Below are 20308 nucleotides of genomic sequence, written 5' to 3'. Positions count from 1 at the left end.
GTGGATCAACCTTTATCTGTATGGATGTACAGTTAAGGCGGGTTAAACCCTTTCGTTCATCTGCAACGTTTGAATGCCGGCCGCCCTGGCTTGCGCGACCAGCTCTTCGGTGTCCTCCCCACCGGGTAGTGCAATGACAATGTCGGGTCGACTGTCTTGCAGCATGAAGCTGTTGCGCAGGCGCTCCGCCAGCTTGCCGTGCAGTTGCCAGTTGGCGGGATAGCGCACGATGTTAGCCCCCAGTTCCCGGGCCCAGTCTTCGATTTCGCCGCCCAAAAACTGATTGCCGCCGTGGATGAGTACGCGCACTTCGTGCAGGCACTGGAAGGCTTCCAGCACTCGGCGGCAGGTACGGGTGTCGGCGTAATAGCGCCCGGCACAGATCAGGACGCGCATGGCAGTTCATCCTTGTCGTCAGACGGTTGCGGATGAATATCTGCCAGGTAACTGCTCTCGATATCGCGTTCCCCGGCGCGTTCGAGTACCGGGTAGGCCAGCGCCGCGATGTGGTGATGCACGCGTCGGTAGTCGCGCAGCAGCCGTTGAAAAATGTCACCGGACTCGGCCCAGGCGTTTTTGTCTTCGCGCAGGGCACGAAAGTGTGCTCGGCTGGCCGCAGCTTCGAGCCTTCTTACCGACTCTTTGCGGTTGACCAGATAGTGGGCGGTTGCAAGGTCTTCGCGAAGAAACACGGTAATCGCCAGGCTCAGGCTTTCCAGCAACTCGTTGTGCAGCGGATAGAGCGTGCCCAGTTCGAAGGCCGAGAAGTTTTCACCGCGCCGCAGTCGACGCGCGGCCAACTGCGCAAGGCTGGTGGAAAGGATGTCAGCGGCGTGCTCCAGGTTGATCACGAACATCAGGATTTCCTGCGAGCGATCGGCGTCGCTGTCACTGATGCCTTCCTGGCCGATGTCCGCCAGATAGGCACGGATCGCCGCGCTCAGCAGGTCCAGGGACTGGTCGATCTGCCGCACCTCGTCGGCGTTGCGCTGGTCCGAAGTCTGGAACAGTTGCAACACGCGGTTGAGCATGGTCGACAGCATGTCGGCCAGCCGCAGGGCTTCGCGCGCCGCGTTGGACAGGCCGATGTTCGCCACCGCAAGGCCGGCTTCATCCAGATAGAGCGGCATACCGGGATCGACATCCCGCGCAGGTGACGGCAGCAGGCGCGTCAAGAGTTTCGCCAGCGGTTCTGTCAGGCCGATGAACACCAGTGCCAGCAGCAGATTGAAGCTGGTGTGCAGGCAAACCACCCGCAGCGCAGGTGTCAGCTCCGCAATCGGGCTGCTCTGAGCCAGCATCGGCACGAACTGCAAGCACACCAGCGCCCCGATGACCCGCACCAGCAGATTGCCGACCGGCAAGCGCCGAGCTACGGCGGAACTGGCGTTGAGTACCGAGGGCAGGGCGCCACCGATGTTTACGCCGAGCACCAGCGCCATGCTGGTCACCGGCGAGAGCAGACCGGTGCCGGCGAGCGAGGCGATCAGCAACACCACCGCGACGCTGGAATGGCAGATCCAGGTCAGCAGCATCGCCACCAACAAGGCAATGATCATGTCGCCATCCAGGCTGTGCATGAGCGCATGGAAGATCGGCGTGCCTTCGACTTCTCCCAGCGTCGACCCGAGCATGCGCAGCGCCAGCAGCATCAATCCCAGGCCAATCAGCGCGCAACCGACGCTCTCGTAGCGTGAGTCATCGCGCAGGCGGAAGACGATGAACCCAGCCAGCAGGACGATAGGAGTGACGATTGATATGTCGAAACTGAGCAACTGCACCACCAGCGTCGAGCCGATATTGGCCCCGAGCATCACCGCCAACGCTGGCGCAAGGCCCAGGGCTCCGGCAGCCGTGAAGGAGCTCGCCATCAGGCTGACGGCGGTGCTGCTTTGTAAAATGCCGGTGATCCCGACGCCCGACAGCAAGGCCATCCAGCGGTTGTTCAGGTTTTTTCCCAGCCATTGGCGCAGTGGCGTGCCGAAGCCGCGCAACAGCGCCGAAGAAATCATATGGGTGCCCCAGAGCAGGAGTGCGATGGAGCCAGCGAGGTTGATCAATAGAGTAGTTCCCGACATGAGGACTCTCCCTTTGCTATTTCATTTATTGACGGCCCGAAAGCCGGATCGCGGCGTAAAGGTGAGGCGAACACAAAAAACTGTGGGAACGAGCTTGCTCGCGATGGCGGTTGCACATTCAACATCTGTGCTGCCTGCCAGTCCGCTATCGCGAGCAAGCTCGCTCCCACAGGGATTGCGGTGTTTAGTGCATCAGAACCATTGCTTGAAGCGGCGGATGTAGAAGGTCTTCATCAACTGAGCGAACACGCAGTAGCTGAGCAGAGTGCCCACCAGCCATGGGAAGTACTGCCATGGCAACGGTTGCAGACCGACCAGGGTGCCGAGTGGCGAGAACGGGATGTAGATGCCCAGCACCATCACCAGCCCGGTCATCAGGATCACCGGCAATGCCGCGGTGCTCTGGAAGAACGGAATCTTCTGGGTGCGCAGCATGTGCACCACCAGCGTCTGCGACAGCAAGCCTTCGATGAACCAGCCGGACTGGAACAGCGTCTGCATTTCCACACTATTGGCCGAGAATACGTACCACATCAGGGCAAAGGTGGTGATGTCGAAGATCGACGAGGTCGGCCCGATCCACAGCATGAAGCGCCCGATGTTTTTCGCGTCCCACTTGCGCGGCTTGCGCAGGTATTCCTTGTCCATCTTGTCCCACGGCAGCGCCAGCTGGGAGATGTCGTACATCAGGTTTTGCAGCAGCAGATGGATCGCCAGCATCGGCAGGAACGGGATGAAGGCACTGGCCACCAACACCGAAAAGACGTTGCCGAAGTTCGAACTGGCGGTCATGTTCAGGTACTTCATGATGTTGCCGAAGGTCTCGCGGCCTTTGAGCACACCTTCTTCGAGCACCATCAGGCTCTTTTCCAACAGGATGATATCGGCCGATTCCTTGGCAATATCGGTGCCGCTGTCGACCGAAATACCGACATCGGCGTCACGCAGGGCAGGGGCGTCGTTGATGCCGTCGCCGAGGAAGCCGACGGTGTGACCGTTCGACTGCAAGGCCTTGAGCACCCGGGATTTCTGTAGCGGCGTGAGCTTGGCAAACACCGTGCGTTCTTCAACCCGCAACTTGAGGGTCGACTCGTCCATCTTCTCGATGTCTTGGCCGAGCAGCGGCGTGCCGGGTTCCAGGCCGACTTCGCGGCAGATCTTGCTGGTCACCACGGCGTTGTCGCCGGTCAGCACCTTGACGGTCACGCCCATGTCCCGCAGCGCGGCAATCGCCGGGCCAGCGGTTTCCTTCGGCGGATCGAGGAAGGTCAGGAAGCCACGGATCACCAACTCGCGTTCATCACTGGTCTTGTACTGATTTTTGCTTTGGGCTTTCGGGATCTCGCGAGTCGCCACCACCAGCACCCGGAAACCGTCTTCGTTGTACTCAAAGGCCCGCGCCAGCAGCTCTTTGCGACGCTGCTCATCCAGTGCAACCACCACACCGTTCTCGTGGATGTGGCTGGAAATGTTCAGCATCTCCTCGACCGCGCCCTTGCAGACCAGCAGATGATCGTCGCGGCTGTCCTTGACGATGATCGACAGGCGCCGACGAATGAAGTCGAACGGCAGCTCATCGATTTTGCTGTAGGCGAACGGTTCCTTGAACTTCGGGTTGCGCCTGGCGAATTGCACCACCGCCTGGTCCATCAGGTTGCGCAGACCGCTTTGGTGATGGCTGTTGAGCCACGCCAGTTCAAGGATCGACTCGTCGCGCCGGCCGTTGATGTCGACGTGGTGCTCGAGGATGATTTTGTCCTGGGTCAGGGTGCCGGTCTTGTCGGTGCAGAGCACGTCCATCGAGCCGAAGTTCTGAATCGCATTGAGGCGCTTGACCACGACTTTTCGTTTAGCCATCGCCATCGCGCCTTTGGCGAGGTTGGCGCTCACGATCATCGGCAGCATTTCCGGGGTCAGGCCGACCGCGACTGCCAGGGCAAACATCAGCGCATCAGCCCAATCGCCTTTGGAAAAGCCGTTGAGCAGGAAGACGATCGGGACCATGACCAACATGAAGCGAATCAGCAGCCAGCTGACGCTGTTTACTCCCCGGTCGAAAGCGGTTTGCACCCGCGAGCCGACGATGGCTTTGGCCAGCGATCCAAAGTAGGTGCGCGGGCCAGTAGCGACCACCACTGCTCGGGCGGTGCCGCTGACCACATTGGTGCCCATGAAGCAGATGTTCGGCAGGTCCAGCAGGTTTGACTGGTCGGCGGCTGTCGCGGAGGCGGACTTCTGTGCAACGTTGCCCAGGGTGTCGTATTTCTCCACCGGCAACGCTTCGCCGGTCAGCACCGCCTGGCTGATGAACAGGTCACGGGATTCGATCAGGCGGATGTCGGCGGGGATCATGTCGCCGGCTGACAGCTGAATGATGTCGCCGGCCACCAGTTCACGCATCGGCACTTCGCGCAGATGCGGTTGCATGCCCATTTGCTCGCGACGCAGCACGGTGGCGGTGGTGCGGACCATGGCCTTGAGGGCTTCCGCCGATTTGGCCGAGCGGTGTTCCTGCCAGAACCGCAGCAGGCTGCTGAGCGACACCATGGTCATGATAATGATGACTTTGGTGAGGTCGACTTCTTCGCCTGCCTGGAGCGGGAGCCAGTAGTCGGTGACGAAGCTGATGCCGGCCAGCGCCAACAGCACATAGATGAACGGATTGTTGAGGGCCTGGAGGAACTGGACGATGGCGTGCGGCGGCTTGTCATGGGCCACTTCGTTGAAGCCTTCGCGTTGCAGGCGGCCTTCGGCATCGAGTTCGGTCAGGCCGTCGGCGGAAGTTTTCACGTTGGCGAGGGTGACAGCGAGGCCGTTTTGCGCCTCGCGGGCTGCGCGCATCGACAGCTTGGTGTCGTCGCTCGTGGCGCCCCGGACGTGTTTTTTCGGATCTTTTACAAGGGTCATTGCGTGTGCTCCTGCCGCAGTCTTGCGGCACGACACACTGCAAACTCAACTAATTAAAGGCGAGCGAATGTATGCCGAGTCGCAAGTAAGCGATCGATTAAAATTGTTGTGTTTTTTAGTGTTTAACGTTCGCTGCACATCCAATAAAAAACGGTATGCAGCGAACCTACTACTGGCCTCGTCCATAGCGAACCCCACGAAGTTTGTGTTTTAAATAGGCAATAGAAAGTTTCCGAATTCCTTATTAAGGAAAACGCTGGTTAAACCCTTGGAAGTGCTTTCAGATCAACTGAAAGTGCGTGCCCCGAGGTGCAGGCCGAGCCATACGCTGGCCTGCTGCAATAGGTGCGCGAAGCACCGACTCGGTGGTTCCTGGCTTTCGTCGACGCTCCAGCGTTGCTGGAGTTGACCGGTCGACGGGCAGACGCGCCAAGTGGCACGCAGGTGAGCCTGAGTGCGCAAAGAAGGGGAGGAGAACGGCGAGTGAGTCGCCACAGGGCGCTCACGGCAAGGCTTTACGCGCATCGTCGAGGCGAAGGCGCGTACACCTGGCATTACAATAGATTTGAAGTTCATAACATGCCTCGCAACCGGACTGACGCCGGAGAGGCAAGTTACGATGGAGCGTCAAGCCCTAGCGCAGCTCACCCGACCGAGGAGTCGAGTCCCGTCATTTTCTGGGTTAAGTGCCCAGCTCTGCGAATTCGCATCAGCCAGACAGCGTCTAGATACTGTGTCCATTGGATTCTTTTGTGAGTTGAAAAAAAGGCCTGAGTTACCGGCCCGGGCAATGTACTCAGGCAGGCCGCTGACGTCAACCTTAAATCCATGTTGTTAAGGGATTAGACAGAGAAGGACAGTGCAGAAGGGACGGTCAGAATAATGGCAGTCGATAGTTATCGATGTTAAAGCGCGAAGTGCTCATGACATTCAGTCGTAGTGTCATGAGCACAAGGGATTGCTGTGTAAAACTCAATGACTCATGTGCCGGGAAATATCCCGGTAAGTATCGCTGTCAGTGGCTGCCAACAGCTTGCGGCCATCCTTGAGCGTAGCGATGAACGTAATCTCGGTCTCCTTGCCCGCCATCAGGTAGCCGGCGATCGCCCCGACGGGGCCGAGCAGCATGGCGCCGGCGATGCTGTAGCCAATCGCATCCTTGTTGGTCACGCTGTCCTCGGTTGCTACTTCCAGGGTTTTGAATGCCGAGGGGCGCACTTTGATTTCCTGGTTAGGGTTTAAAGAGGTTTTCAGCTGCAACGCTCCTTCACGGTATTCGCTATCGCCTTGTAGAAAATCTCCTGCCAAAACGGTGACATTGACCATGTTGAACTCCCCTTGTTCGAACATTGCTGAACCTGATATCTCGCGCTTGCAGGGGGGAGACGTCAATCAGCTGGCGATGAAGGGGCGTACCGTCAGTCAGGTGAGGCAAATGCTCACCACAGCCTCTTTGGAAGCAGCGTTTTGCCGTGATTTTCCGCCAGTAAAACGGTTTGGGCGGGGTAGTTTCCGGCACGATGATTTCGTCGCGAGCGAGGTGGCCATGACCCTACCGACAGCGATGTTCGAGGCGGGTTTGCTCGCGCTTGCCAGCAAATTCAACGTTGGAAAGCTTATCTGGCTCAGCGTGGATCGGATCAAGTGGTGAGGTGAAGGGGGATTTCAGCACCTCTGAGGACTTGTTTGGAGTTTTCTCCGCTGGTAACGTTAACACTTCATTTTTCACAAGGACTGGTGAGTATGATGAGTGAAATCGAAAAATATAATTTTTGGGAGCCTTCACACGGGGCTAGTTCCCTGCTCGATACTTTCCATGAGCACGGTATAGTTCTTTTCAAGAGAGTAAAAAGCTCAAATGATTTTTTATCTCGATTTTCGACATTAGGAGAAATTTATCGTCACAATGATTATTTACCCAGCGGGCTAACACATATCACTTACGGTTATGAGAATAAAGACAAAGAACCTGTCAATGCAGCAAATACTAATAAATTAGGATTCACTCAGGGAGCTCTTATCCCTCATACCGATCGCAGCGGGCTACCTGTGCCGCCACGCTTACTTGCTTTCTGGGTTGAGCAGCAATCCGGTGTTGGTGGGTCCAGTCTTTTTTCAGATGGCCACCGAATTTTTGAGAAGTTGTCTGCATACTCTCCTAATGTCATTGAAATATTGACTCGACCCAAGTCTGTTGTGTTCAAGTCAGAAACCGGATTTTTTGAAGGAAGCATCTTATATGTCGAAGAAGGAAAGCTATCGATACGCTTTCGTTTCGATAGGATGGTATACCTATCACCGGACGTGGCCAGCGTTATCCAATTATTCTTGGATACGATAAAAAGCGAAATGATTACTGTGCGCCTGGCAGAAAATGAGGGTTATCTTATCGATAATCATCGATGGCTTCATGGGCGTACTCATTACTCAGGAGCACGCTCTGCTTATAGGCTTTTACTTAATGAGGTGCTGAAGAATGAACAATAATAATGCAACTAATATAGTTTTTTCTTTTGCTACAGATGGCCCGTCAGCTATAAATGAAGATGAAGTTAACCATCGCGGTACACGAGGCTGGATTCTAGATGGCGCCACAAGCCTGTCGGGTCGAAAAAAAAATTTCGATGGCCATTTAAAAAGTGATGCTTCTTGGTTTGTACAAGAATTCTCCTCAGCACTTTGTAAACTTTCAGGCTCTGAAAGCTTTTTAGATGAAACGTATAAAATCCTTCAGGACATCAGGAGGCAGGCTAACAGAGTATGGGGCGAATGGAATGATCAGGATGTTCCGTCTTCTAGCTTCAGCTATGCCTGCATAGAAGGACAAATAGCCCATTTAAATAATCTTGGGGATTGCAGGATTCAATACAGCGTTGATGGCGGGAAAGTCGAAGCCTTTGGCTCCTGTGGTGTAGACAGGCTTGATAGGAGCTTACTTGATTCTTATATCTCACTCAGGAGGTGTTCACCAGAAATCCCTCACAAGGATATATGGATGACTCTGGTTCCTGAAATCAGGAAAAACAGATCATTAATGAATACTCCTGATGGGTATTGGATACTCAGTCCGGACGGCTCAGGAATAAGTCATATTGAAAGTATTTCAATTCCATATGAAAAAAACATAAAAATCCTGCTAACCTCAGATGGTCTTTATCGATTGGTTGATACGTATTGTGTATACAGCGAAAGCGATTTTTTTAAAGAGGCTTTTAGCCAGGATGGGCTCAATAATCTTATAAAGGAATTGCGAGAGATTGAAAGCAGTGATGGGGGTGGTGTTTTGTTCCCAAGAGTAAAGCTGCAAGACGATGCCAGCGGCTTATGCATCAATGTTAACAGTAACAATTCGGTAGATTAAAAGTCATAATTGGCAACTCAATTAAATTATTGGCTGGAGGTGTAAGTTATGGATGGCATCACAAGTGACAGCATGGCAGAAAAATTTCCCGTTTCAGTAAAAGCTGTCTTGATTAATGATGGTGCAGTTCTGCTTCTAAAAAACGAGCGAGATGAGTGGGAGCTTCCCGGTGGGAAGCTTGAGATTAACGAAAGTGTCGAATCTTGCTTGGTCCGCGAAATAATGGAGGAAACTGGTTTGGTTGCCACAATTAATCGACCGCTGGCACCCTATATTTATAAGGTTCTGGATATTACGCCTGTGTTGATTGTGCCATTCGAATGTTTTGTTGAGGACTTCTCTGGCATTAGGTTAAGCGGCGAGCATAAAGAAATTGGGGTGCATAAACTCAATAGTCTTGATGAGATTAATCTTCCCGAAGGTTACCGCAGAACAATATTGTCTGTCTGACAACATTATCAGATTCGGGTGTTGTCAGATTTGGAGTTTAGTAGTGGTGCTCGGGAATAGGGCGCCACTGCGCGTTGGGATATAGACTGATGACTCACTTCCAAATGAGCTCATGCCACATGTTTATCCGGCTGGTCATGGGTCATCTGAACCACGGTAGCGGTATACGGCACGCCATGTTGGGGTTTGAGGAGCAATGGAACAGAACGTGCACTTAAAGGCTATCTAAAAATTCAATAGCCCGATCGCATCCAATTGTGTCAGTTTCGATACGCCTTAGAAGGGCGAGTGATAGGACGATCTCGCGAAGGGGTCGCCGTGGTCTATCGGAACTGACTATTTGAAACAAGGATGTAGTGATGCCACACGCCAAAGCAAAAGCCGTTTTTTCTTCAGGGCAGGTCAGTTCGGCCTACAGTCAGGTCGATACCTTTAGCCATTTGTATGATCGCGGTGGCGCTGAGTTGATTAACGGCAAACCGTCGTTTACCGCGGATCAGGCGGCTGATCAGATACTGCGTAAAAACCTGTCCTGGCACGACACGGACGGCAATGGCAAAGTCGAACTGAGCTTCAGCTTCATGACGTCGGCGCCGGCGAACTACAACACCAAGCTGGGGCATTTCAGCGAGTTCAGCGATCTGCAGAAAACCCAGGCGAAACTCTCTCTGCAATCGTGGTCGGACGTGGCCAATGTCACCTTCAAGGAAGGGGCCGCAGGCGGTGACGGGCACCTGAGTTTCGGTAACTACGATGTCAGCACCGGTGGCGCGGCGTTCGCCTACTTGCCTTCGGGCGGCAGCTACGACGGTCAGTCCTGGTACCTGATCAACGATCAGTACCGGGTCAACGAAACGCCGGGTACCAACAACTATGGGCGTCAGACCCTGACCCACGAAATCGGCCACAGCCTGGGCCTGTCGCATCCGGGCGTCTATAACGCGGGTAACGGCAACCCGACCTATAACGACGTGACCTACGCTCAGGACACGCGCGGCTACAGCCTGATGAGCTACTGGAGCGAGAGCAACACCGGTCAGGACTTCAGCAAGGATGGCAGCGGCGCGTACGCCTCGGCACCGTTGCTGGATGACATTGTTGCGGTACAAAAACTCTACGGTGCCAACCTCGAGACCCGTGCCCAGGACACCGTCTACGGCTTCAACTCCAACGCCGAGCGCGACTTCTACAGCGCCACCTCGTCGGCTTCCAAAGTGGTGTTCTCGGTGTGGGACGGTGGCGGCAACGACACTCTGGACTTCTCGGGCTTCAGCCAGAACCAGAAGATCAACCTCAACCAAGGCTCGTTCTCTGACGTTGGCGGCCTGGTCGGCAACGTCTCCATCGCCCATGGCGTAACCCTGGAAAACGCTATCGGTGGTTCGGGCAATGACCTGCTGATCGGCAACGCGGTGGCCAACCTGCTCGAAGGCGGTGCCGGTAACGACATCCTCTACGGCGGCGGTGGCGGCGATACCTTGTGGGGCGGGGCAGGGGCGGACACCTTCGTATTCAGTGCGGCATCCGATTCGACCATGACCGCGCCAGACTGGATCATGGATTTCACCAGCGGTCAGGACAAGATCGACCTGTCGGGCATCGCGCAGTTCTCCTCCGGCGCCGCCACGCTGAACTTCGTCAGTGGCTTCACCGGCCATGCTGGCGACGCGATCCTGACGTACTTTGCACAGACCAACCAGACCAGTTTGTATATCGATCTCACCGGCCACGGTGCGGTGGATTTTGCCGTGGGAACAGTCGGTCAGGCGGCAACCACGGATATTGTCGCCTAAACTCTGCTGACAGGAACCGCCGACGCGGTTCTGTGCAGTGAAAGTCCGCCCAGGGCCAACATGGGCGGACTTTTTTATGCCGTCAGTTTTTCTCCAGGTCCACGTCCTTGGTTTCGCGCAAGCAAAGCATGCCCACCACCAGGCTCACCCCGGTGATCGGTATCGGGTACCACAGCCCGTAGAAAATATCCCCGGTGTAAACCACCAGCGCAAACGATACGGTCGGCAGGAAACCACCAAACCAGCCGTTGCCGATGTGGTACGGCAGGGACATCGAGGTGTAGCGGATGCGTGTCGGGAACAGTTCGACCATCAGCGCCGCCAGCGGCCCGTAGCACATCGCCGAAATAATGATCAGCGCCACGATCAGCACGACAATCATCGGTTTGTTGATCTGCTGGGTGTCTGCCTGTTGCGGGTAGCCGGCCAGGGTCACGGCACCGCGCAGGGCGGCTTCGTCGTAACCGTCGAGGGTGACATCGCCAACGCTGACCTGCACGGTGCTGCCAGCGGGGGCGGCTTTGCTGCTGTAAGGCAGGCCTTGTTTGACCAGGAAGGTTTTGACCTTGTCGCAGGGACTGTCAAAACGCGCCTTGCCGACCGGGTCGAACTGGAAGGTGCAGGTGGCCGGATCGGCCAGCACGCTGATCGGCGCCTGTTGACTGGCGCGGTCGATGGCCGGGTTGGCGTAATGGGCCAGGGTTTTGAAGATCGGGAAGTACAGCACGGTGGCCAGCAACAGGCCAATCATCAGGATCGGTTTGCGTCCGACCCGGTCGGACAACCAGCCGAAGAAAATGAAGAACGGCCGCCGATCACCACACTGACAATCAGCAAGGTGTTGGCCAGGGCCGGGTCCATTTTCAGGAACTGGGTGAGGAAGAACAGCACATAGAATTGTGCCGCATAGAAGGTCACCGCTTGCCCGGCGTTGATGCTGAACAGTGCAATCAGCACGACTTTGAGGTTTTCCCAGTTACCGAAGGATTCGCGGATCGGCGCTTTACAGGACTTGCCTTCTTCTTTCATTTTCAAGAAGGCCGGCGACTCGTGCAGGCTCAGGCGAATCCAGGTCGAAATGCCCAGCAGCACGATCGACAGCAGGAACGGAATGCGCCAGCCCCAGACTTCGAACTGATCCCCGGTGAAGTAGCGGCAGCCGAGCACCACCAGCAGCGAGAGCAGCAAACCGAGGGTCGCGGTGGACTGAATCCAGCTGGTGTGGAAACCGCGTTTGCCGACTGGCGCGTGTTCTGCCACGTAGGTCGCGGCGCCGCCGTACTCGCCGCCGAGTGCCAGGCCCTGAAGCATGCGCAGCATCACCAGAATGATCGGTGCGGCGATGCCGATGCTGGCGTAGGTCGGCAGCAAGCCAACGCAGAAGGTTGCCAGGCCCATCAGGATGATCGTGGCGAGGAAGGTGTATTTGCGCCCGATCATGTCCCCCAGTCGACCGAATACCAGAGCGCCGAACGGCCGCACGATGAAACCGGCAGCAAAGGCCATCAGCGCGAAGATGAAGGCGGTGGTGTCATTGACCCCGGCGAAAAACTGTTTGCTGATCACCGCCGCGAGGGCGCCGTAGAGGAAGAAGTCATACCATTCGAACACCGTCCCGAGGGACGAGGCGAAGATGACTTTCTGGGTTTCCTTGCTGGTGCCGGCGCTGAGCGTTGCGGCGATTGCTTGAGCCTGTTCTGACATGTCGGTATCCCTCACAGTGTTTATTTATTGTTGTTCCACTGTCAGCGCCCGCCGTATGGGCTGGCGCCGCTCCTGCTGGTATTGCGCAGCCTTTGTGGGAGCGAGCCTGCTCGCGAAGGCGTTGTGTCAGTCACCATCAGAGGTGGCTGACGGGCCTCTTCGCGAGCAGGCTCGCTCCCACAGAGGGGGTGTTTATAGTAGTGGCGAGAATCAGCTGCGCCGCTTTTTCGGCGATCATCAGTGTCGGTGAGCAGGTATTGCCTGAGGTGATATGCGGCATGATCGACGCATCGGCGATGCGCAGGCCGGGAATGCCGTGGACCCGCAGTTGGGCATCGACCACTGCATCGGCATCGTTGCCCATGCGGCAGGTGCCGACCGGGTGGAAAATCGTCGTGCCGATGCGTGCGGCGGCTTCGTGCAGTTGTTCTTCGCTTTGCAAGGCCGCGCCCGGCAGGTATTCGACCGGGTTGAACACTTGCAAGGCCGGTGCGGCAACGATGCGCCGGGTCAGGCGAATCGCATCGGCGGCCACGCGCAGGTCTTCGGGATGGCTCAGGTAATTGGGTTGAATCAACGGTGGCTGTTGCGGGTCGGTCGAACGAATCTCGACGCGGCCACGGCTTTGCGGGCGCAGGTCGCAGACCGACGCGGTGAACGCCGGGAACGCATGCAAGGGTTCGCCAAAGCGTTCGAGCGACAGCGGTTGGACGTGGTATTCGAGGTTCGCCGAGGTTTGTTCCGGTCCGGAGCGAGCGAAGGCGCCGAGTTGACTGGGGGCCATCGACAGCGGGCCACTGCGGTCATACAGGTAACGCAAGCCCATGCCGATTTTGCCCCACAGGCTGCCGGCGATCTGGTTCAGGGTCCGGGCGTTTTCCAGCTTATAGATCAGCCGCAGCTGCAAGTGATCCTGCAGGTTGCCACCCACGCCATTGAGCTCGTGGGCGATGCCGATGCCCAGGCGTTTGAGCAGGCCGCCCGGGCCGATGCCGGAACGTTGCAGGATGCTCGGGGAACCGACTGAACCGGCGCTGAGGATGATCTCCCTGCGGGCAGCAAAGGTTTTTTCCTGGCCTTGCCAGCGGGCGCTGACCTTGGATGCCCGGCCGTTTTCCAGCAGCACGCGATCGACGTCGACACCGGTCAAGACCGTGAGGTTAGGCCGATGGCGAACCGGTTTGAGAAAGGCCTTGGCGGCATTCCAGCGCACCCCGGCTTTCTGATTCACCTGGAAGTAGCCGCACCCTTCGTTGTCGCCCTGGTTGAAGTCATCGAGGTTGGCGATGCCGCTTTGTTCGGCGGCGCTGCGGAAGGCGTCGAGAATCGGCCACGACAGCCGCTGGCGCTCGACGCGCCATTCACCGGCGGCGCCGTGAAATGCCGAGTCACCGGCAAAATGGTTTTCGCTCTGCTTGAACAGCGGCAGTACGTCATTCCAGTTCCAGCCGGGGTTGCCTTCGGCGGCCCAGCGGTCGTAATCACTGGCCTGGCCGCGCATGTAGATCATGCCGTTGATCGATGAACTACCACCCAATACCTTGCCGCGCGGGTAACTCAGGCTGCGGCCTTGCAGGCCGGTTTGCGCTTCGGTCTTGAAGCACCAGTCGGTGCGCGGGTTGCCGATGCAAAACAGGTAACCGACCGGAATGTGAATCCACGGGTAGTTATCGCGCCCGCCGGCTTCAAGCAGCAACACCCGGTGTTGCGGGTTGGCGGAGAGCCGATTGGCCAGCAGGCAGCCGGCCGGTCCGGCGCCGACCACGATGTAATCGTATGCATCAACGGCAGGTAGCATCCATGACCTCGCAGCATGTTGTTCTTATTGGGATCCATCCTAGTTGTTAGTTTTCGGTAAAAGAATGTTAGTTTTTACTCAGCTGTTGTGTGTTTTTAAACAGCGATCTGCTCCCAAGCATTCAAGGAAGGCTGATGTTCGACTGGAATGACCTGCGGTTTTTTCTCGAATTGCAACGCAGCGGCCGCTTGCTGACCGCCGCCCGGCGCTTGAAAACCACCCACGCTACGGTGGCGCGGCACATCGAGGCGATTGAAACGAGCCTCGGCACCGCGCTGTTCGTCCAGCAAGCCCAGGGTTACCAGCTGACTCCGGCCGGTGAAGCACTGCTCAAACATGCTGAAGCCATGGAGAACGTGGCTTTGCTGGCGCAGGAGGAAATCACGCAGTCCAGCGCGCCGCTGGGCAAGATTCGCGTCGGGGTGACCGAAGGCTTGGGGATCATGTTTCTCGCCAGTCGCATGCAGGGTTTGTTTGATCGCTATCCGGGGCTGGAAGTGGAGTTGGTGGCGGTGCCGCGCTTCGTCAGCATCCTTAATCGCGAAGCTGAGATCAGTATTCATCTGGAGCGCCCGGCTGCTGACATGCTGGTCACTCGCAAGCTCACTGATTACCGTTTGGCGCTTTACGCCAGTCAGGCTTACCTCGACCGTTCGCCGCCGTTGCGCAGCCGGGAAGACCTGGCGCGGCATGCCTGGATCGGCTATGTCGATGATCTGTTGTTCAGTCAGGAATTGATGTTTCTCAACAGTTTTTGCCGCAGCCCTCAGGTGGTGTTTCACAGCACCAGTGTGATTGCCCAGCAGCAGGCGGCGCGTTCGGGATTGGGGATTGCGGTATTGCCGTGTTACATGGCTAGCAATGATCCGGAGCTGGTGCCGCTGTTGCCGGCCGAAAGCATTCAGCGTAGTTACTGGATCAGTACTCGCCGTGAGCTGCACAAGTCGGTGCGCTTGCGGGTGTTGTGGGATTATGTGGTGGGGTTGTGTGATCGCGAGCAGGCGCTGCTGCTTGGGCCGCATCCCGACGCGTAGGAGCTGCCGCAGGCTGCGATCTTTTGATCCTGGCGGCCTGACAGCCGACCCATCTCTTGCGGATGTACACCAATCAAAATTGTGGGAGCGAGCCTGCTCGCGATGGCGACCTTACAGTCGACCAATCTCTTGCAGATGTATGTCATTCAAAGCTGCGGGAGCATGGCTTGCCGGCGATAGTAATTTCACTGACGCCATCGTGGGCATTCCTTGCTCTGGGGTTACGGAGTGATTTCGAACGCGGTGCTTCCCAGTCGCTCACCATTAATCATGATGTGTACCGCATGCGTGCCTGCGTAATGTTTTCGGGTGGTCAGTTCGCGGATTTGCTGGGCGCGGCTGAGGGTTTGCCGGGCGTGGGCGGGCAGGGTGAGGCCCTTGAGTTTGAAGACTTTCGCCGAGGTTGCACCCGAGGCTTTGACGTAGTCGATGGCGTAATCGACCACCAGTTGCTGGTTGTCACTGGCGGTTGAATGAAGGTCGAACGAGAGCTTTATGGTCTGGCCAAGACTGATCACTGCCGGTTCAACCTTGAGGTTACGGACCTGGACCTCGGGTTTACCGCCAGCGCCGATGATTGCCAGTGCCCGTTGGTTGCCCTGTTTGATCAGGCTGCGTAGCGCGTGTTTGGCGATCCACGCGGTGCGCGGGTTTTCCAGCGACCAGCCTTCGATCAGGTTCAGCACCCACTCGGGGTGGTCCTTGGTGATGTCGTTGAGGTGATTGGCCACCGATTTGCTTACATAAAGGCTGCTGTCGGCCTTGAGGTTGTCGAGGATCTCTGCTGCCAGCGTCGGGTCGGCTTGTACCTGTTCGAGGCGAAACGACCACGGCAAGCGCGGGCGACTGCCTTCGCTGGCCAGGCGACGGATGTGTTCGTTGTCGTCCAGCGACCACTCGTGCATCAGCGCCAGTGAGCGCTCCAGGTCGCTGCGCAGGAAATGCCGGATCGCGAACTCCGAAGATCCGAACGTGGTGAAATACTTGAGCGCATCCATCGACAATTCGAACGCGTGAGCGCCATAAGTGGCGACGTACTGAGGCAGGAACATGCTGACAAAACCACTGTTGAGGCGCGGTGCAAGTGGACGCAGGATCTCCAGTGTCTGCTCATAGCTCAGCGGCAACACTGCATGCAGGCACTCACCGACCCTTGCCATGCGCTGCATCACCGACAACTCGGCCAAGTCGTCATTGGCCAGTTTCAGGAACGCCTTGGTGTTGAACGCCGGGTACACCGCGTGCATTTCGCTGGCGATGTGTTGCAAACGTTCGGCGTTGAAGATTTCCTTCAGCGTGGGGAAGGACTGGTCGGCGTTGCTCATCGTGGGGACCTTATGATCGTTCCCGCGCTCTGCGTGGGAATGCCGCCATGGACGCTCTGCGTCCGCTGTTTGATGTAGCGCGGAGTGTCACGGGATGCATTCCCACGCGCAAGCGTGGGAACGATCAACACTGACATCCTCAATTTTTTTCCGTCTCTTCCTCAATCCGATCCGCCTCGAACAACCGCGCCAGTTCGGCTCGGGCTTCCTGGGCGCTTTGCATGACTTTCGCGGCATCATCATAGATCGCGTGCTGGGCTTCGAGCACTTGTTCGTCGTGATGCTTGAAGCGCTTGATGCGGGCGTCGGCCTGGGTCTGGCTCAGGCCCAGACCGAGCAGGGTCCGGCGGCTCATTTCCAGGCTTGAATAGTAGGTTTCACGGATCGCCTCGGCACCGAGATCGACCAAGCGGTGCACATGCTGACGGTTACGTGCACGGGCGATGATTTTCATGTGCGGGTAGAGTTTGCGCACCAGTTCGGCGGTCTTGATGTTGGTGTCCGGGTCATCGGTGGCAATCACAAAGAATTCCGCCTGCTCGACCTTGGCGGCCTTGAGTATTTCCGGGCGCATCGGATCGCCATAGAACACCGGCACACCGCCAAAACTGCGCGACAGCTCGATGGTTTCCACCGAGGTGTCGAGGGCGACGAACTGGATTTTTTGTGCCCGCAGAATCCGCGCCACAATCTGTCCCATACGGCCCAGGCCGGCGATGACTACGCGAGGGGCGTCAGTGTCGATTTCGCGCAAGTGCGGCGGCACGGCGACGGGCTCGATCTTTGATTTCACCAGTCGGCCGCACATCAGCAGCAACAGCGGGGTCACGGCCATCGACAGGGTGATGGTCAGCACCTGAAGGTCGTACATTCGTGGGTCGAACAGGCCTTGATCGCGGCCGATCTTGAACACCACGAACGCAAATTCACCGCCCGCGGCCAACACGATACCCAGGCGTAACGCACTCAGCCGATTCAGGCCTCCGGCCAGCCGCCCGACGACAAACAGCATCGGCAGCTTGAGTATGATCAGCAGCAGGGTCAGGCCTAGCACCGTCGCCGGCGCGCTGAACAACAGGCTGATATTGGCGCCCATGCCGACACTGATGAAAAACAGTCCCAGCAGCAGGCCCTTGAACGGTTCGATCTGTGCTTCCAGTTCATGACGGTATTCCGAGTCCGCCAGCAGCAAGCCAGCGAGGAATGCGCCGAGGGCCATCGACACGCCGACCAGGTCCATCAGCCACGCGGTGCCGATTACCACCAGCAGCGCAGTGGCGGTCGAGACTTCCGGCAGGCCGGTTTTGGCGACCACGCGAAACACCGGCCGCAACAGGTAACGCCCACCGATCACCACTACTGCGATGCTGCCCAGCACCCGCAGGACATGGTTCAACTCTTCAGCGGCGGTCGAGGTGTGATCGCCGCCGGCGAGCAGCGGCACCATGGCGATCAGCGGGATCGCGGCGATGTCCTGAAACAGCAGAATGGCAAACGCCAGCCGTCCGTGCGGGCTGGTCAGTTCCTTGCGTTCGGCGAGGCTTTGCAGGCCGAATGCGGTGGACGACAACGCCAGCCCCAGACCGAGCACGATCGCACTGTTGAGTGCCTGGCCGAACACGTAGAACGCCAGCACGCCGATCACCGAACCGGTCAGCAGCACCTGCGCCAGACCAACGCCAAACACTGCTTTGCGCATCACCCATAGCCGTCGTGGCGACAACTCAAGGCCGATGATGAACAGCAGCAACACCACGCCAAGCTCGGAAATATGGCTGACGCTTTGCGGGTTGCCGATCAACCCCAGCACCGACGGCCCGATGATGACCCCGGCCAGCAGATAGCCCAACACCGCGCCCAGTTGCAGGCGTTTGGCCAAAGGCACGGTGAGCACCGCCGCGAACAGAAAGACTACAGCGGCTTGCAACAGGTTGCCTTCATGGGGCATGGCTTACTCCTGGGAAAACGTCGAACGACAAAAAATGCGGACAATCATGGGTTGGAAAGGCGCCAAGGATAAAGGCTGAGCCGGCATCAGTCAGTCATGAGTGCCGGCAATCGCGGATTTTCGCGTTACATTTTGCATCAATTTGTTACATTCATAGGATAAGCTGATCAATTCGTTTGCCGCTGAGTGCGCGTCATGGCCATCAACTTCGACCTGAATGACTTGCAGGCTTTTCGCGCCGTGGTCGAGCAGGGCAGCTTTCGCAAGGCCGCCGACGCGGTGCGCATCTCCCAGCCGGCGCTGAGTCGACGGATTGAAAAGCTCGAAGACGCGCTGGGGGTCAAACTGTTCGAGCGCACCACTCGCCGCGTTAGCCTGACCCAGGCGGGGCGTGCGTTTGCGCCCAGTGTTGACCGCTTGCTGGATGACCTGGATGTGGCGCTGCTGGGGATCAGCGACGTGGCGTCGACCCGTTTGGGCTACGTTACCGTGGCCTGCGTACCGTCGGCGGCGTACTACTTCATGCCGCAGGTGGTCGCCCAATACCATCAGCGTTTTCCGCGAATCAAGGTCAAGGTGCTCGACTCCAGCGCCCATGACGTGCTGAGTGCAGTGGTCAATGGCGAGGCGGATTTCGGCTTGAGTTTCATGGGCACGCTGGAGGCCGAAGTCGAGTTCGAACCGCTGGTGCAGGAGCGCTATGTGGTCGCTTGCCGGCGCGATCACGCCTTGGCCAACCGCGCCAGTGTGAGCTGGAGCGAGCTGTACCAGCAGGATTACATCTCCCTCGACAAGACTTCGGGCAATCGCTTCCTGCTGGATCAGGCGTTGAGCGGGATTGTGCCGGCGCGCCAGAGCATCTGCGAAACCCGACACGTCACCACCATGATTGGTCTGGTTGAAGCCGGGCTGGGGATTGCTGCGGTGCCATTAATGGCAATGCCCGGCAGTGACCACCCGATTCTGACCCATATACCGCTGACTGATCCGCAAGTGATGCGCAGCGTCGGCCTGCTCAAGCGCAGGGGGCGGACGCTGACGCCTGCGGCGTTGGAGCTGGAACGGCTGATTATTGAAATGAAGGTCAAACCGGCCTCAGCGTAGATCGGCTGAGGCCGGCGCCAGGCTTAATGGCTGACCGAGTCCAGTCCGGTCGCCATGACCTCTGGCTGGGCGGCCGGGGAGGCGAGGTAGTCGAGTAATGCCTTGGCTTGCAGCGGATGTTGCGCGCCAACCGGAATGCCAGCGGCGAAGCGCGTCACCGACTGTACGGATTCCGGAATCTTGCCGACGAAGGTCACGCCGGGCACCGGGAGCAATTCACTGACCTGCTGGAAACCCAACTGATAGTCGCCAGTGGCAACCACAGAGCCCACCGGGACTTTCGGCACCATGGTCGATTTGGCTTTGAGCTGCGGCTCGATACCCAGGTGCTTGAACAACTGTTCCTCGATGTACACGCCACTGGCGCTGTCGGAATAGGCCACGGATTTGGCGTTGAGCAACGTCGCCTTCAGCCCCTCGACCGAGCTGATATCCGGCTTCACCGCCCCCTCGCGCACCACCAGGCCAATCCTCGAATCGGCCAGTTCAACCCGTGATCCGGGCAAGACCTTGCCTTGCTTGATCAACTCATCCAGAGCGTAACCGACCATGATCACCACATCGGCGTGCTCGCCACGGGCCAACCGGTTGGGGATCGCTTCAGGCGCCTTGCCCATCGACGGGCCGAGCGCCGTATCGAGCGTGTTGCCGGTGGCGGCGGCGAATTTCGGACCGAGCACTTTGTAGGCGGCCGTGAAGCCACCGGAGGTCATCACGTGCAGCTCTTCAGCCTGGGCAACGCTGCTCAGGCCCAGGGCACCGATCAGGGTCAGCGCCGCAAGGTTCAGTAATTTCTTCATCGATAC

16 protein-coding genes and 1 pseudogene are annotated in these 20308 nt (G+C 57.7%); 7 read left to right on the top strand and 10 right to left on the bottom strand.

The features are described 5' to 3' along the window. Positions 1-42: 42 nt before the first annotated feature. From BK658_RS17980 to BK658_RS17960, 5 genes are all read right to left on the bottom strand, one after another. A complete protein-coding gene (locus BK658_RS17980; RefSeq protein WP_123583446.1) occupies positions 43-396 on the bottom strand; it encodes a DUF2493 domain-containing protein in 354 nt (117 codons plus the stop codon). Beyond that, positions 384-2078 (bottom strand): Na/Pi cotransporter family protein, encoded by a 1695-nt coding sequence (locus tag BK658_RS17975; protein WP_123583445.1) that lies wholly within the window; start codon positions 2076-2078, stop codon positions 384-386. The genes BK658_RS17980 and BK658_RS17975 overlap by 13 nt, the downstream gene beginning before the upstream one ends. Before the next feature lie 192 nt (positions 2079-2270). Continuing rightward, a complete protein-coding gene (mgtA, locus tag BK658_RS17970) occupies positions 2271-4985 on the bottom strand; it encodes a magnesium-translocating P-type ATPase (protein WP_123583444.1) in 2715 nt (904 codons plus the stop codon). Positions 4986-5270: 285 nt separating this feature from the next. After that, entirely contained in the window at positions 5271-5561 is a 291-nt protein-coding gene (locus BK658_RS17965) for a hypothetical protein (protein ID WP_123583443.1), read from the bottom strand. A 396-nt stretch (positions 5562-5957) separates the two neighbouring features. Continuing rightward, positions 5958-6311, bottom strand: a complete 354-nt coding sequence (locus tag BK658_RS17960) for a hypothetical protein (RefSeq protein WP_123583777.1) — start codon at positions 6309-6311, stop codon at positions 5958-5960. On the opposite strand from BK658_RS17960, the gene BK658_RS17955 reads away from it, so the two are divergent. The 5 genes from BK658_RS17955 (at position 6310) to BK658_RS17935 (ending at position 10589) form a co-directional block, all read left to right on the top strand. After that, complete coding sequence (locus BK658_RS17955; RefSeq protein ID WP_148049729.1) at positions 6310-6636, top strand: hypothetical protein; 327 nt, start codon at positions 6310-6312, stop codon at positions 6634-6636. The two genes, BK658_RS17960 and BK658_RS17955, sit on opposite strands and share 2 nt — an antisense overlap. Before the next feature lie 95 nt (positions 6637-6731). After that, positions 6732-7472 carry a TauD/TfdA family dioxygenase gene (locus tag BK658_RS17950; RefSeq protein WP_185019851.1) on the top strand — a complete coding sequence of 247 codons (741 nt, stop codon included), beginning with the start codon at positions 6732-6734 and terminating at the stop codon, positions 7470-7472. Further along, positions 7462-8346 (top strand): SH2 domain-containing protein, encoded by an 885-nt coding sequence (locus tag BK658_RS29830; RefSeq protein WP_148049728.1) that lies wholly within the window; start codon positions 7462-7464, stop codon positions 8344-8346. The genes BK658_RS17950 and BK658_RS29830 overlap by 11 nt, the downstream gene beginning before the upstream one ends. A gap of 48 nt (positions 8347-8394) precedes the next feature. Beyond that, positions 8395-8796, top strand: coding sequence for an NUDIX domain-containing protein (locus BK658_RS17940; RefSeq protein WP_221178611.1), 402 nt, complete (start codon positions 8395-8397; stop codon positions 8794-8796). Positions 8797-9155: 359 nt separating this feature from the next. After that, the gene (locus BK658_RS17935; RefSeq protein ID WP_123583439.1) at positions 9156-10589 is read left to right on the top strand and encodes a serralysin family metalloprotease; all 1434 of its coding nucleotides are present in this window, start codon (positions 9156-9158) and stop codon (positions 10587-10589) included. Positions 10590-10671: 82 nt separating this feature from the next. On the opposite strand, the pseudogene BK658_RS17930 reads toward BK658_RS17935, so the two are convergent. Both BK658_RS17930 and BK658_RS17925 read right to left on the bottom strand, forming a co-directional pair. After that, a pseudogene (locus BK658_RS17930) lies at positions 10672-12293 on the bottom strand (MFS transporter). Between the two features lie 136 nt (positions 12294-12429). Beyond that, complete coding sequence (locus BK658_RS17925; RefSeq protein WP_123583438.1) at positions 12430-14091, bottom strand: GMC family oxidoreductase; 1662 nt, start codon at positions 14089-14091, stop codon at positions 12430-12432. A gap of 134 nt (positions 14092-14225) precedes the next feature. Between BK658_RS17925 and BK658_RS17920 the strand changes: the two genes are divergently transcribed. Beyond that, positions 14226-15125: a LysR family transcriptional regulator gene (locus BK658_RS17920; RefSeq protein ID WP_123583437.1), complete on the top strand. Its 900-nt coding sequence runs from the start codon at positions 14226-14228 to the stop codon at positions 15123-15125. A 221-nt stretch (positions 15126-15346) separates the two neighbouring features. Here the strand turns inward: BK658_RS17920 and BK658_RS17915 are convergent, their stop codons facing one another. Both BK658_RS17915 and BK658_RS17910 read right to left on the bottom strand, forming a co-directional pair. Continuing rightward, positions 15347-16450 (bottom strand): DNA alkylation repair protein, encoded by a 1104-nt coding sequence (locus tag BK658_RS17915; RefSeq protein WP_123583436.1) that lies wholly within the window; start codon positions 16448-16450, stop codon positions 15347-15349. 139 nt (positions 16451-16589) lie between these two features. Further along, entirely contained in the window at positions 16590-18398 is a 1809-nt protein-coding gene (locus tag BK658_RS17910) for a monovalent cation:proton antiporter-2 (CPA2) family protein (RefSeq protein WP_123583435.1), read from the bottom strand. 195 nt (positions 18399-18593) lie between these two features. Here BK658_RS17910 and BK658_RS17905 point away from each other — a divergent pair, with 195 nt between their 5' ends. Then, positions 18594-19502: a LysR family transcriptional regulator gene (locus BK658_RS17905; protein WP_123583434.1), complete on the top strand. Its 909-nt coding sequence runs from the start codon at positions 18594-18596 to the stop codon at positions 19500-19502. A 23-nt stretch (positions 19503-19525) separates the two neighbouring features. On the opposite strand, the gene BK658_RS17900 is transcribed toward BK658_RS17905, so the two are convergent. Then, positions 19526-20302, bottom strand: coding sequence for a substrate-binding domain-containing protein (locus BK658_RS17900; protein WP_123583433.1), 777 nt, complete (start codon positions 20300-20302; stop codon positions 19526-19528). Positions 20303-20308: the final 6 nt, after the last annotated feature.

The sequence above is a fragment of the Pseudomonas brassicacearum genome, assembly GCF_003732175.1.
In the GTDB taxonomy this organism is placed as follows: Bacteria; Pseudomonadota; Gammaproteobacteria; order Pseudomonadales; family Pseudomonadaceae; genus Aquipseudomonas; species Aquipseudomonas brassicacearum_G.
The sequence above is the reverse complement of the archived record's forward strand: the minus strand, read 5'-3'. Positions and strand labels throughout refer to the sequence as shown.